Raw genomic sequence first — 14,471 nt, forward strand, 5'->3', positions numbered from 1 at the left:
CGAACTCATTTTTTGAAAATAATTTGATTTTACAAAGTTTGTTTTCTGTAATCTGTTGGTGTTTTTCCTGTATATTTTTTGAAAGAGGTATTAAAGGAAGATTTGGAATTAAAACCAACCTGATACAAAATTTCCAAAACCGTCAGTTCTTTTTGAGAAGGATCTTTTAGGATTTGCATTGCTTTTTCAATTCTGTATTCATTCACGAAATCAAAAAAGTGTTTATCCATATACAAATTAATCAAAGTAGATAAATCTTTAACAGGCATTTCTACTTGCTCTGCTAAATCCTGAATGGTTAATGAGGAATCCAGATAAGGCTCTTTTTCAACCATAAAATCTTTTAAAAATTTAATTTCCTTATTTTTTTCTTCAACTGGGAGAAGGCTGGTTTTTTGTTTTGGAACAACTTCTGTGATAGGTTTCAGCTCAGAATCTACTCCTCGAAAAAATTCCGGATTGTTTAATGCAGTAAATAGATACCAGCAGGTACAAAATAAAAACGCACACCCATCAAGGATTACAATCCATTGTCTGACCTCTCCTAAACCAAATGTAAAAGTAACCAGCCATCTTAGAAGTACTAAAAAATGTATGAAATAATATAAAATTGTTATTTTGTATAGCGCGTTAAGTACGGAAATATTCGGATTCGTATAATTCTCGAGATAGACCGTTCTGGATTTTCTAATAACTAGAAATGAAGCAATAAAATACACTTGAAACAAAAATTCAAAAAGAAATTGAAAAAATTGCATTAAAGGCATATCATTCATGCCATTTATAAAATCTATTTTCGAGGCTCTGTCTACAAAATAGATTCCCCACATTAAATACAAATTGTAAGCAACAAAGGGAATTGCATGCAGTAAATATTTCGGTTTTAAGCGAAAATTGGAGTAACAAACAGACAATACATAGAGATAAAACGATGCCGGGACCAAATAAACAATACTCCAACGAAACGCCTCCAGGTTGATATAATTAACAGGAAATTCTCGCTGTAAAAATTTTAATGCATCTACGGCATTGGTAAAAACAAAAAAAGCAAAAAGCCAATTTGAAAGTCTGTGCTTGGCTTTTACGGTAATCAAAAACAAGGCAAGCAAAAGTACCATGAAAATCCCAATAGAGGAAACGAGTTCTAAAAAGTTGTATTTGTCCATTGTTTCTAATAGAAATACAAATTTAATTCTTCCCAAATTAAAATATTTGATGTTTTACTGTAATTTTTGTTCAACAGTTTTTTATACCTGTGAAAAAAGAGACAACTATGAAATAATTGTCTCCTTCAGTGACCAAAACAAGGACATCATCAAAATACTTTAATAAATAATTTATTCTTTTAGATAGAGTTGATTTTAAAATCGATAACCAATACTTAAGCCTAGCTTTAGAACCTGATTGTGATCTGTTTTATCTGCATTGAAGACTAGTCTTCCGTAGGCAGTGTTGGCTTCAAAAACCAATCCTTTCTTTGTAACCAGTTTCCATCCCAAACCTGCACCCAGTGCAAGATCATATACATCTTTACCTTCAGTGAATGTCAGATTGTCTGCGGCATATATTTTTTTTCCATCAATGGAAGTGAACATTCCAAATCCTTCGACAAAAAAACCGGAAGCATATTTTTTCCCCAAATAATATCTGTAATTGGGAGAGATGTAGTAATTCATATCTTTTTCTCTTGTATTATCATAAACCTTAAATACAGAAATTCCCAGTGACGAATTTTTGCTGAGGTACCGCTCAAAACCTGCTTCTACAGCACCGGATAATGGCGAAATTAGATTCAGTTTAATTTCATTGTTTTTCTGATAAGGATTTGCATCAGGTCCATTTTGAGCATTGACAGAATTAAAAGCAAACAAAATGATGGCTAGTAAAAAGGGTTTTTTCATAAAAATTAATTTGAATTATTTGAATGCAAAACTCAAATAATTCAAATTAGAACGGGTTTCAAAAGCTTAAAAATGGAGAAAATGGTACTTATTTGAGGGTGTTTTTATATTCATTTGGCGTCTGACCAGTCACTTTTTTAAAGGAATTATAAAAAGTTGTTTTTGAAGTAAACCCGGATTCTAATCCCATCGTCAGCAAAGTATAGTTTTCAAATTCAGGATCTGATATCATTTCCTTGACGGCTTTCACTCGATATTGATTGATATAATGGGCAAAATTATCTCCTGTTATTGTGTTTACAATTTGTGAAAGATATCCCGCGCTTATGCCTAGTTTTTCAGCCACTTTTTCTCTGTTTAATGTACTGTCAGTATAAATGTGCTGATCTTTGCAAAGAAGTTCCAGTTTTTGAAAATAAAGATTATCAGCGGTGATAGATTCCTTATATTCTTGCGGTGTACTATTTTGTACAATTTGCAAATCGGGATATGAAATAACAGAACTATTATTTAGTAAATTATAGATAGCATCTTTGTTTTTGGCCAGTTTATATTTGTAAATACCTATATAAGCTGTCCAATGCATGATGAATGTTGCACATAAAGCAAGGACGCTCATGGTAGAGGAAATATCTAATCCAAAAAACAAACCAGTCATATAGGTCGTAAGCCAGACAAGTAACACCAGATAGATAATGGTTAATAAGGTAATGACCCATTTTTTCTCTTGTGAGTCTTTTAAATGCCTTATCATAAAATAAGAATAGAAAGGAAGAAACAAGATAATAATTACCGCCAATAAAAGCTGAATCATTTGAAGTATATTGACTAGATACATGTAAGATTCAGGGATTTTATAAATTCCTGCTACAGTATCAAGACAGATGGCAGTATTAAGAATACTATTATAGACAAATGGAATGTAATACAAATACGTTTTTTGCCTGTTTTTAACTGCATTATCAATACGATTTATAATAAACAAAAATGTAAAAACGGGTAACAAAAATACCCAGTCGATATTGTCTATAAAACGCAATAAAGGATAGGATATGAAAGCTCCCTCAATTTCAAAAACATAATTTAGTAAGACAATGGAAAGTGCAAATAGCAAGTATGCCAAATATTTATTTGAATTGCTATTGAATAGGGAAGACTTTAAAATAATTAAGCCTAAGATTATTCCCTGGAAAATCGCAATATTTAAAAGTGTTGTATAAATCAATTTTTGAATATAAAAGATGTTTTTAAATATAGTTCTTTCATATAAACTGATACAACTAATCAGTAATAGTTATCATATTTTTTTTACTTCAGTTGGGAAGACCGGATGAGTGAGATCGTTTTAAATATAAAGTATGAAATGGATAATCTTAATCTTGGAAATATTTTGCATTTATATTGTTGAAAATCATCAATTTGTAATTTGCTCGTCTGATGGATAGCTATTTAATATACTTTTGATGAAAAAAACTCAAACAAAAGTCAATCTAATTTTTATATTTGCACCTGTTGGATTTTTAACCTTGATAGACTTTCGGAATTCCAATAAAAATTTAAAAATAAAATAGCAATAAACAAATAAGAATAAAGAATGGATAATATTAGTTTATTAATTATTGTAAATATAATCTCTTTATTCATCTCGTTGTTTCTGGCATTTTTCCTGATTACCCTTAAAACAAAGTACAAAATAAGTAATTCTTTATTTGCTTTTTTTCTAATATTAAATGCAATAGATATTAGTGAGCCTTTGTTTAGCATGGTAACTGATGGTCCGTCCAACCTGGGAATGTTTAGGACCACCTTTGCTTTTCTGCAGATTCCTGTTTTTTATCTTTATATCATATCAGTCTGTTACTCTGATTTTAAGCTAAAGCCAAAATATCTGCTGCATCTGCTTCCGTTTTTGATTGTTAATCTTGTTTTACTGCCTCGTTTTTATACTGTGGACGCGGCATCAAAAATGAGTTTTATTCAGAATCGTCAAAATATGATAGAGTTTCAGTTTATTCATATTTTAATACATCTGCAGATGGTTCTATATATCATTGCCGTTTTTAGAGTACTAAGAAAATCGAAGAAATTATATCTTGAAAACTATGCAGGAAAAAACATCAGTTCCTATAACTGGTTATTCCAGTTTACCGTTGTACTGAGCATTTTATATGCGGTAGCTCTTTTAAAAAATATTTTGAAATTCTCTGATTATCAAAATGTTTCGGAATGGATCAAGATCGGACTTTTCGTATCATCTCTTTTTATTTTTTGTTGGTATCTGTTCAAAGCGTTAAATAACCCTGATCTTTTTAGAAATATTGATTCAAAACTAAAACTTGTTTCTGAGATTGTTTCCGAAGAAAAAAGCAGTAATCAATCAATGGGAGATGAAAAAGAATATAATGAAGAACTTTTGAAATTGAAAAAATATATGGTTGAGAAAAGACCTTTTCTGAACTCTTCGCTAACCATTCAGGATGTTTCCAATGATATTGAAATTCCTGTCCGGGATTTATCTCTTTTAATCAATCATCAATTAGGGCAGCATTTTTATGATTTCGTAAATGCTTATCGGATAGAAAGTGCTAAGGATATTTTAAAAGATACTTCAAAAAGTAAGGTAACGATTTTAGAAATTCTATACGAAGTTGGTTTTAATTCAAAATCTTCCTTTAATACCGCTTTTAAAAAGCACACTGGCAATACGCCGACTTCCTACCGCAAAAATCTACAAGACAGTGTTTTGTAATTATCCGTACTCTTTTTTATAAAGATTCGTACTCATTTTTTTAGACAAATCTGACCGATTACATGTACTCGGTCGCATAGCTTTAATGTCTTCCACATCTTTGTATCGAAATAATTTTTAACATAAAAAAACGATACCATGAAAAGCTCCTTTTATTTACTAATTCTTATAGCGTTTCTTTCAAGCTGCCAAACAAGTAAAAAAGTTTTTTCGGAAAAAAGAGATTACAGCTTTCTTACTGATAGTTTAAATATTGAACCCCAATTAGAAAAGTACAAACTTCCTGGATTCAGCCTTGTTGTTTTTGAAAATTATAAGATTGTATACTCAAGCCAGGTGGGAGTAAAATCAATGAATTCTAAAGAAAAGTTAGATGAAAACACTGCTTTTTCTACAGCATCTATTACAAAACCAATCACCGCACTTCTTTGCCATATTCTTGAAGAAAAAGGCTTAATCAACCTGAATGATCCAATAGATAAATACTTAAAGCGATGGCATTTGCCAAAAAGTAAGTTTACTGAAAATAATAGCCCAACCTGGAAACAGTTTTTAAATCATACAGCCGGTACAAGTCAGGGGGGATTTGAAGATCATTATGAAGGAGAAAAAATTCCAACGATAACACAAAGCCTTTTAGGGCAGATTCCCAGATATGATAAGGAAATTGAATTTTTGTTCACACCGGGAACCAGCTTTGAATATAGCGGTGGTGGCTATGTAATCATCCAAATGGCATTAGAAGATACTTTGAATAAATCTATTGCAGAATTGGCACAAGAATATATCTTTTCTCCTCTTGGAATGAAAAATACCACAATGATTCAGCCTAATGAAAAAGGATTTCTAAAGAATGTGGCTTTTGTACATGATAAAGAAGGAAAAGTGATAAAAACAGGTCTACCCATCACGCCTCAGGTTGCACCATCAGGGTTATGGTCTACTCCTACAGATTTAGCTAAGCTTTCCATTGAGATCCAAAATGCGCTACGCAATAAAAACAATAAGGTGATTTCTCATCAGGTAGCAAAAGAAGTAACAAAAGTGACTGCTTTGAAAAATGCAGTTGGAGGATGGAGCTATGGCTGGCAAAAATCTTTTGGATATAGTAATTATGATTGGTTCTCGTGTAATGGTTCCAATACTGGAGTTGGTGGCAATATTTTGGCTTCTATGACAGATGGTAATGGGATGGTATATCTTGCCAATGGTGAGAAACCGAATCGTTTTCCTGTAATGAATTATACCAGAACAAAGGTTCTCACATTGATGGATTGGAATAAAACAATTCATGAAGATATTCAGGAACTCCCATTAAATCTTAAAAAACAACTCATCGGAACCTATGATGATTTTCTGTATGGACAGGGAATGGAAACGAAAATTCTTGAAAAGAATAACCGTCTGTATGTAGAGTCTCCAATTTTAGAACATTTTAAAGGGAAAAATGAGTATGAATTACTCTATCTGAAAAATGGAACCTTCAGAATTGTAGATTATCCGAACCTGTTAAAATTTGATTTTAGCAATGGAAAGGTAAACTCTGTCATCTTAACAAGAGATTCGCTGAAAACAGAAGTCAAGATTATTAAAAAATAGATCCAATAAATATTTAAAAAACAAAAACTTAACCCCCAAAAGTATGAACCTATTATTTTTAATTCCAATAGTAGTAATAATTGCAGGTGTAGCTTTCATGATTATCATGAATAATAAGCATAAAGCTGCAAAATCAGAAATTGATTTAGATTCTGAAAGAACTAAATATGACCGGTACAAACAAGAGCTTCTGGCTCAGGATTTTTCAAAATTGAAACAGTGGATGGAAGGTAAGTCCATTGATGCTTTTACTTCGGCCTCTGTTCCCCAGTCAACAGCCAATAAAGTGCAGGACCTCGTAACCGACGGGATAAAAAATGTAGCATTATCCACGATTGGGGTAAAGCTTACACGAATTGAAACAGATTGTTTCTGGGTGTTAAGTGGAAATGATCTGCATTTTTTCAGTACCGATACTGTTGGAGAACTAAATGAACACATTGTATTTGATAATTTTAGAGTTGAAAAAGCAAGCCTTCAATATGGAGGTCTCTTGAAATCACAACTGGGTGTTTATTCAAAATCATCAGAAGAATATTTACCAAAAATATATATTATCACCTTTGATATTGACGGAAGTTCATTATCTCTTGCAATTCATGATAGACTTAATTACGGAGTTGATCCGGAAGATATGCTCCATCTAAAAAAGCAATTGGAAACAAGAACAAAATATCAGGTAGTTGGTGAAAAATTTGTAAAAATTTCTCAGGATAGATTCCCTAACCTCAAAATGTCTTAATATAGTATGGGAATTGTATCAAAATTTTTAAGCTCATTTAAAAGCATACGATTAAATGATAAGAAAGGAATGGTTGAGTTTCGGAACACATTTTTTATGGTATACTTTCGGGGTGGCAGCAATATTTTGCATATTTAATTATATCTATCTTACTTCGTAGATAAATAAAAAATGAGGCTGTCTCAAAAATGACATTCTGAATGAAATGCAATGAAGAATCTCAAATAATTGATTCCTAATAAGATTCTTCCTTCGTCAGAAATCGAAGATTCAACATAGCCAAGACAAAAACTCAATTATATGACTTTTTGAGACAGCCTCATTATATTATTGTGCTTTTACTTGCTCTAGTTTTATGAATATTTTAGAGAGGTTGGGTTGGGCACTGCCTGAAGTGGGGGCTCCTGCCATAATGGTTGCGGTATAAGCGGTTTTTGAAGAAGAATTACTGTCTATCCAGGTATATCTTCTATGTTCAGGTCCGCCACCGGCTCCATCTATAATCCCTACGTTCCCCCAGTAAGCATTACCCACTGCCCCTGTACCTTGAGGAAACCAGGTAGCTGATGAATCTGCCATACCGCCCCATACTCCTGAAGTAATATTGTTTGTTGTTACCGCTGAACCAATATAACCACCATATTCGGTATTATAATTCCAATACAGATTAACGGTAGAACCTGTATTATTATATAATTGTACATTAGGAACTGCAGCGGTTGTACCACTTGTGGTATCAAATATTACCCTGATTGAATATTTACCATCCGGGGTAGCAAGAGGAAAAGTATAGGCTTGTTTCCCATTGGGATCGGTTGTTAGGGTGGGATATCCCATCACAGCGACAGATGAAATGTCTGCACGACTGGTATTTCCCACTGTAGCGGTACAGTTTTGTCCGGCCGTTAAGAAAGGAACTGCAGCGCTGGTCATAGGAAGAGTCATATCATTACCAGTGGTAGGAGTTCCACTCACTGAGAATACCAATTCGCCATCACCAAACTCTAGCGTTCCAGGTCTTAGTTGGAAGGTTAATCCATTTACTGTAAAAGGAGCTCCTGAATTATATGAACCTCCGTTTCCCTGGCTATAGATAACTCTCAGGTTTCCGTTGAAAGGAGTACCGGGAGTATAAGTAGAAGGATTTAAGTAAGCTGTAGTACATTGTAATGCGGAAATAGAAGGAGAGAGGGTATTTGTTGCCTGTGTCAATCTTTGCCATACTGATCCATCAAAATAGTAATAGCCCATAGCAGTAACATTGATACGTTGTCCTGTGGCATCTCCACCGGTAACATCCGTAATATAAATTAATGCTCCTCTCTGATCGCTGCCATAGGTAGCCGTATTTACAGTAAGTTCAGCTCTTGTAAGCCTCGGAGCCTGTAATCCGAATGTTTGTGCGTTATCTGTAATCACTCCTGAAATATCTCTTTTAGCAGATACATCCACCGTTGTTTTTGGTGATGCTGTATTGAACCCTACTTGGGCAAATGAGAATCCTGAAATAAGAATAGCACTGATTTGTATAAATTTTGTTTTCATATTAAGGTGTTATTTTGGGTAAGTCAAATATAACTTTTTTTTTATGGAAAATAAAAAAAACACCTTTATAATTGAGAAGAATTAACTAATTAGTAATATTCTATTTGATTTTAATATTTTATCTGTGGTAAAATTATTTATATCAAATTCTATTTTTCTCTCAATCAAATTCTTTAATTGTTCTTTGATTAAAAATACAATTCATTGATTATAAGTTCTTTGATGAAAATTTTTCATTCTTTTAATACTTTAGAAAACTTTAGAAAATACCTTACAATTAAGTTCACATAAGATGAAAAACTTTGATTTTCAGCAACTTTAGTGTACTTCTTATACAAAAAAGTAAATAACTTAAGTGTTTAAAAAGCTTTTGTGTCTCTTTTGTGGTTTAATAAAAAAATTAAACAGCTTTATAGGAATGAACAACAATGCTTATTTAATTTTGTGAAATTCAGAGTCTGATTCTTTTACGGTTGAAAGAAAGAGGATTTACTTATATTTGCCTCGCAAAGCAAATTCAAATGTTCAAAAAAGTAATCATTGTATCTATCCTTGGATTTAATACGGTTTTTTGTTCGGCCCAACAGGTTCGGCCCTCAAAATCATCTGAAATTTACCGCGAACTCAAAACACTTAAACATCTACCTAAAGTTTTATACCTTGCCGCTCATCCCGATGATGAAAATACAGGATTACTTTCCTGGTTAATCAACGACCAAAATGTAGAAACGGGTTATTTATCTTTAACCAGAGGTGATGGTGGTCAGAATTTATTAGGTACAGAGCAAGGTGCTGCATTGGGTTTAATCAGAACACATGAGCTTTTAGAAGCAAGAAAGTTAGACGGCGCCCAACAGTTTTTTACCCGGGCGATTGATTTCGGGTTCTCTAAAAATACAACCGATACCTTTAAACAATGGGACGAAAACAGCATTATCGCTGATGCAGTTTGGGTCATCCGTAAATTCCGTCCAGATGTTATCATTTGTCGTTTTCCTCCTACTGCTGCGGCAGGCCACGGACAACATGCGGCTTCGGCTGTGGTAGCGGAAAAAGCTTTTAAGCTGGCAGGTGATAAAACGGCTTTTCCAGATCAACTAAAATATGTGAATGTATGGCAGCCAAAACGCGTATTGTGGAATACTTTCCGATTTGGCGGAGTCAATACGACTGCTGAAAATCAACTGAAAGTTACCGTTGGGCAATATGATGCGCAACTGGGAATGGGCTACGGTGAGCTTGCAGGATTAAGCAGAAGTTTACATAAAAGCCAGGGTGCGGGAACACAGTCTGTAGCTGGCATCAGAACTGAATATTTTGCCCATGTTACCGGCGAGCCTGCAAAAGAAACACTTTTTGACGGAGTTGTTAAAACCTGGACTTCAAAAGGAAATGCTGATATTGACCATTCGTTAGATGAAATTATTTCTGCTTTCAATTTCAATAATCCGGAACATAGCCTGCCTGCATTGCTTGCATTGCGAAAAAAGATTCTGGCGCTGCCTGATGCAGACCTAAAAAAGGATAAGATTACGGCACTTGATAATATCATTCTAAGCTGCGCCGGTTTTATGGGCGAGGTGGTTACCAGTCAGGCTGAAGCTGTTGCCGGAGATCATTACAATTTCAGGCTCAATCTGATTTCAAGAACTGTAAATCCTGTTGTTTTAGAAAATGTAAAATGGCTAGGTCAGTCAGAGAGCATCAACAAAAAACTATCAAAAGATTCTTTAGTTACCATTCAGCATGACATTCAGATTCCTGCAGATGCAGCACTCACGGAGCCTTACTGGCTGGCAAAACCAGCTGTGAACCCGGCAATTTTCTCTGTTCCCAATGATACTTTAGTTGGTTTGCCTGAGGCAGAATCACCACTTAATGTTTTGCTTGATTTAAAAATCGGTTCGGAAAAGCTTCAGGTTAAGCTTCCTTTATCTTTCAAGAAATTAGATCCGGTGCATGGTGATGTTGTCGAAGCTTTGCGCATTGTTCCTGCACTGGAACTGAAATTTACACAACCGGTTTATTTAGTCAAAGAAAATGAAGATTTACATTTGAGTTTAAATGTTAAGGTTAATTCTAACAAACAGTACAGCAACGGTATTCTCAACCTGATGTATAACGGAGAGAGATTGGGAAGTGCTGATGTAAATTCGCTCAAAGGGAAAGACACTACCATCGAATATATTATTCCTAAAAATAAGCTTGCCTCCATACATTCGGATCGTTTGCAACTGGATGCAAATTTTGTGGCAGACGGAGTAACTTATAATAAAAAACAAGTATTAATTCAGTACCCGCATTTACCCACCTTGCAATATTTTGCGCCTGCAACGGTAACCGTAATGAAAGGTGATATTCAGGCAGCGGTTAAAAAAGTGGGTTATATAGAAGGTGCTGGTGATTTCATTCCTGATTTTCTGCGTATAGCAGGTATTCAGGTAGATGTCCTGAAGGACGAAGATTTTTATGGCAGCGTAAATGAATCCGGTGGAAGCGGCAGTCAAAACAAGCTGTCACAATATGATGCCATCGTAATGGGTGTTCGTGCCAATAACACAGAGAAAAAGCTGGGTCGCTGGATGCCTTTTTTATGGTCTTATGCAAAAGCTGGCGGTAATCTGGTGATGCAGTACAACACCAATCAGGATACCACTGTTGACAAATTGGGGATTTACAATTTCAGTATTGCCAATAAGCGGGTTACCGAAGAAAATGCTGCAGTTACGTTTTTAAATCCCAATCATAAAGTACTGAACTTTCCGAATAAAATTACTGCGGATGATTTTAAAGGCTGGGTACAGGAGCGTGGTGCCTATTTCCCTGCTCAATGGGATGCAGCGTATGAACCGCTTTTTGAAATGCACGATACAGATGAGGAACCTCTGCAGGGATCAACTTTATATGCCAAATATGGAAAGGGTAATTTTATTTATACACCGTTGGCATTTTTCAGACAGCTTCCTGCGGGAAATGTTGGGGCGGCACGTTTATTTTTAAACTTTTTATCTGCACAGAAAAACTGATGAACAAGAAACTTAAAAATTGGAATACCTGGTACATACTATTAGCAGCTGCATTAGTATTCCAGATCGCATTTTATTATTTGTTTACTAAATTCTGGGCATGAGCAATATAGATTGGACAGTTCTCATTTTTACACTTGTTGTAGTGGTTGTTTACGGCGTATTTATCGGTCGTGGCCAAAAAAGCAACGAATCCTACCTGAAAGCAGATAATAAAATGCCCTGGTACATTGTGCTTATCGGTATTATGGCTACGCAGGCAAGTGCCATTACATTTCTTTCAGCACCGGGCCAGGCTTATACAGACGGGATGCGTTTCGTTCAGTATTACTTTGGCCTGCCTTTGGCGATGATTGTTATCTGTATCACTTTCATCCCGATTTTTCAGCGCTTAAATGTTTATACGGCCTATGAATATTTAGAAAACCGTTTTGATAAAAAAACAAGGGTACTTACTTCACTGCTATTTCTTTTTTCCAGAGGCTTATCAACAGGAATCAGCATTTATGCTCCGAGTATCATCTTATCAAGCGTTTTAAACTGGAATATTTATTTAACCAATGTTTTAACAGGCGGTATTCTGTTGATTTACACTTATATTGGCGGAGCAAAAGCGATTGCTCACACCCAAAAATTACAGTTTCTCATTATTCTGGGAACCATGGCTTTTGCTGGTTTTCTGCTTGTTCAAAATATGCCGGATGGAGTTGGTTTTAAAGATGCGCTTTATCTGGCGGGGAAATCCGGAAAGCTCAATGTAATCACCACAGAATTCGATTGGAAAGATAAGTACAATATTTGGAGCGGGATTATTGGCGGTTTTTTTCTGGCACTTTCTTACTTCGGTACGGACCAGAGTCAGGTTGGGAGATATATTACCGCGAAAGACAATACCAATGCAAAAATGGGCTTGCTGTTGAACGGATTGGTTAAGATTCCGATGCAGTTTGCTATTCTCCTGATCGGTGCTTTGCTTTTCGCTTTCTTTTCTCTGAAACCGGCTCCGATTTATTTTAATGAAAGATCTTATCAATATTTAAAGGAATCACAACCTGAACAGGCTGCGATTTTTGAAAAAGAGCATCAGGATTTACAAATAAAATTTAATGCAGAATCTAAAGAAATTCTAAAGTTGAAAGAAACTCATTCTCCCCAACTTAAAAAGACAATTCAGGATTTTAAAAATACACAAACCCAGGTAAAAGCGCTTCACGGAAGGGTAGAGGAAGCGATCAATAATTCAAACTATAATGCGGAGAAAACGGATACCAATTATATTTTCCTGTATTTCGTAAAAAATACCTTGCCTGTAGGGATGATCGGCTTACTGTTTGCCGTCATTTTTCTGGCCAGCTGGGGTTCAATTTCTGCAGCGCTGAATTCTCTTGCCGCCTGCTCATTAAAAGATGTTCATTTGATATTTAGCAAAGAACTTCCTGATCAGGAAACCGAATTGAAGTATAGCCGGCTGCACACTTTAGTCTGGGGTATTTTCTCAATTGGTGTAGCCATGTTTGCCACGCAGATGGGTTCCCTTATTGAAGCGGTGAATGTATTAGGCTCTCTTTTCTATGGCCCGATATTAGGGATTTTTCTTGTCGCATTTTACTATAAAAAAATCAATGGTGCGAATGTATTTATTGCTGCCATTTTATCAGAAATTGCCGTCATTGCCGTTTATCAGTTTGATATCGTTTCTTTCCTTTGGCTTAATGTAATTGGGGCTGCTGCGGTAATTATATTTTCGACAATTGGGTTATTGTTTTATAAGCCAAAAGCAGTAAATTCGTAAACGGATAAATGAAAATAACCAAATAACAAAATATTATGAATACAATGATTAAGTCTGCTACCATGATTTTTGCTGCAATGACGATTTCAGTGAATGCCTTTGCACAGGAAACTAAAAAACCTGCCAGCCCTCCGGCTACTGCTACAGGGAAAATTAAAGATGCAACCATTACCATTGCCTATAGCAGTCCTTCTGTTAAAGGACGTACAATCTGGGGCGGTTTAGAAGCTTATGATAAAGTTTGGCGTGCAGGTGCCAATGAAGCAACTACTTTCGAAACGGATAAAGATATTACCGTTCAGGGTAAAAAACTGCCTGCAGGTAAATACAGCTTTTTCTTAATTCCTAAGGCATCCGGAACCTGGACTGCCATTTTCAACAAAGAGCCAAAACAATGGGGTGCTTATAAATACGAAGAAGCAAAAGATGCTTTGCGTGTTGATGTAAAAACAAAGGCTTTACCGGCAACACAGGAAACTTTAGTTTATAAAATAAACAATAATGGATTCACAATGGATTGGGATAAAATCTCAGTTCCTGTAGAGGTAAAATAAATTTAAATATAAGAAATTAAAATCCCGTTAATCCGGGATTTTTTGTTGAGGTCAAACTCTTAATGAGAGGGATTGATTTGAATTATTTACGGTTTTCCATAATTAATGTCTAAAACAAATAATTAATATTGTCCGATTAAATAGGTGAACCCGATATTTAGGAATAAAACATTATTTTTTTAGCTATTAATTAACAAAATTAAATATAATGACCATAAAATCTAAACAACTTTTCATTATCATCTGAGATGACAGAACAGGTAAGACAACACTTCAGAAACTTTTAATTGATCGACTTTGTGGTTTAGGCTATGAACGTTTACCAGTAAACAAACTGTTTGATATTAACCATCCCGAAATAAAAAGAAAGTATCAAAGTATTTCTTTTGGTAATAGAAGTTATCAAGAAAAAATTGGCGACTATGAAACGGTTGATAATTATTTTCAAAATCATTTTCATCCAGCAGATATTGCTTTTATTTCTTCGCATTTAGTTCTTTCAGATATTCAACAAATGATAACAAATGGCAGAAATATGTTTTATAACGTGAATGGGCTTTTTT

At 34.8% G+C, this 14,471-nt stretch carries 10 protein-coding genes; 6 read left to right on the forward strand and 4 right to left on the reverse strand.

Annotated elements, in window-relative coordinates; translation table 11 throughout:
* Window positions 1-29: 29 nt before the first annotated feature.
* From ACTJIP_RS12330 to ACTJIP_RS12340, 3 genes are all read right to left on the reverse strand, one after another.
* Window positions 30-1,094: a helix-turn-helix domain-containing protein gene (locus tag ACTJIP_RS12330; protein ID WP_257468920.1), complete on the reverse strand. Its 1,065-nt coding sequence runs from the start codon at window positions 1,092-1,094 to the stop codon at window positions 30-32.
* A 267-nt stretch (window positions 1,095-1,361) separates the two neighbouring features.
* A complete protein-coding gene (locus ACTJIP_RS12335; RefSeq protein ID WP_077417097.1) occupies window positions 1,362-1,901 on the reverse strand; it encodes a DUF3575 domain-containing protein in 540 nt (179 codons plus the stop codon).
* 88 nt (window positions 1,902-1,989) lie between these two features.
* Window positions 1,990-3,126 carry a helix-turn-helix domain-containing protein gene (locus ACTJIP_RS12340; RefSeq protein ID WP_440704635.1) on the reverse strand — a complete coding sequence of 379 codons (1,137 nt, stop codon included), beginning with the start codon at window positions 3,124-3,126 and terminating at the stop codon, window positions 1,990-1,992.
* 768 nt (window positions 3,127-3,894) lie between these two features.
* Between ACTJIP_RS12340 and ACTJIP_RS12345 the strand changes: the two genes are divergently transcribed.
* The 3 genes from ACTJIP_RS12345 (at window position 3,895) to ACTJIP_RS12355 (ending at window position 6,991) form a co-directional block, all read left to right on the forward strand.
* The gene (locus ACTJIP_RS12345) at window positions 3,895-4,650 is read left to right on the forward strand and encodes a helix-turn-helix domain-containing protein (RefSeq protein WP_228408817.1); all 756 of its coding nucleotides are present in this window, start codon (window positions 3,895-3,897) and stop codon (window positions 4,648-4,650) included.
* 138 nt (window positions 4,651-4,788) lie between these two features.
* A complete protein-coding gene (locus ACTJIP_RS12350; protein WP_077417103.1) occupies window positions 4,789-6,249 on the forward strand; it encodes a serine hydrolase domain-containing protein in 1,461 nt (486 codons plus the stop codon).
* A 43-nt stretch (window positions 6,250-6,292) separates the two neighbouring features.
* Entirely contained in the window at window positions 6,293-6,991 is a 699-nt protein-coding gene (locus ACTJIP_RS12355) for a hypothetical protein (RefSeq protein ID WP_440704636.1), read from the forward strand.
* Between the two features lie 327 nt (window positions 6,992-7,318).
* Here the strand turns inward: ACTJIP_RS12355 and ACTJIP_RS12360 are convergent, their stop codons facing one another.
* A complete protein-coding gene (locus ACTJIP_RS12360; protein WP_180563832.1) occupies window positions 7,319-8,536 on the reverse strand; it encodes a hypothetical protein in 1,218 nt (405 codons plus the stop codon).
* A gap of 521 nt (window positions 8,537-9,057) precedes the next feature.
* On the opposite strand from ACTJIP_RS12360, the gene ACTJIP_RS12365 reads away from it, so the two are divergent.
* The 3 genes from ACTJIP_RS12365 (at window position 9,058) to ACTJIP_RS12375 (ending at window position 13,908) form a co-directional block, all read left to right on the forward strand.
* Window positions 9,058-11,562, forward strand: coding sequence for a PIG-L family deacetylase (locus ACTJIP_RS12365; protein ID WP_440704637.1), 2,505 nt, complete (start codon window positions 9,058-9,060; stop codon window positions 11,560-11,562).
* A 100-nt stretch (window positions 11,563-11,662) separates the two neighbouring features.
* Complete coding sequence (locus ACTJIP_RS12370) at window positions 11,663-13,354, forward strand: sodium:solute symporter (protein WP_440704638.1); 1,692 nt, start codon at window positions 11,663-11,665, stop codon at window positions 13,352-13,354.
* A gap of 35 nt (window positions 13,355-13,389) precedes the next feature.
* Window positions 13,390-13,908: a DUF2911 domain-containing protein gene (locus ACTJIP_RS12375; protein WP_077417113.1), complete on the forward strand. Its 519-nt coding sequence runs from the start codon at window positions 13,390-13,392 to the stop codon at window positions 13,906-13,908.
* Window positions 13,909-14,471: the final 563 nt, after the last annotated feature.

The sequence above is a fragment of the Chryseobacterium sp. 22543 genome, from assembly GCF_052044565.1.
In the GTDB taxonomy this organism is placed as follows: Bacteria; Bacteroidota; Bacteroidia; order Flavobacteriales; family Weeksellaceae; genus Chryseobacterium.

What these genes read in the sequence shown, in the direction of transcription:
- ACTJIP_RS12345 (WP_228408817.1), top strand. Translation starts at nt 3,895, where the DNA reads ATGATAGAGTTTCAGTTTATTCATATTTTAATACATCTGCAGATGGTT.
- ACTJIP_RS12360 (WP_180563832.1), bottom strand. Translation starts at nt 8,536, where the DNA reads ATGAAAACAAAATTTATACAAATCAGTGCTATTCTTATTTCAGGATTC.
- ACTJIP_RS12370 (WP_440704638.1), top strand. Translation starts at nt 11,663, where the DNA reads ATGAGCAATATAGATTGGACAGTTCTCATTTTTACACTTGTTGTAGTG.
- ACTJIP_RS12335 (WP_077417097.1), bottom strand. Translation starts at nt 1,901, where the DNA reads ATGAAAAAACCCTTTTTACTAGCCATCATTTTGTTTGCTTTTAATTCT.
- ACTJIP_RS12365 (WP_440704637.1), top strand. Translation starts at nt 9,058, where the DNA reads ATGTTCAAAAAAGTAATCATTGTATCTATCCTTGGATTTAATACGGTT.
- ACTJIP_RS12355 (WP_440704636.1), top strand. Translation starts at nt 6,293, where the DNA reads ATGAACCTATTATTTTTAATTCCAATAGTAGTAATAATTGCAGGTGTA.
- ACTJIP_RS12350 (WP_077417103.1), top strand. Translation starts at nt 4,789, where the DNA reads ATGAAAAGCTCCTTTTATTTACTAATTCTTATAGCGTTTCTTTCAAGC.
- ACTJIP_RS12375 (WP_077417113.1), top strand. Translation starts at nt 13,390, where the DNA reads ATGAATACAATGATTAAGTCTGCTACCATGATTTTTGCTGCAATGACG.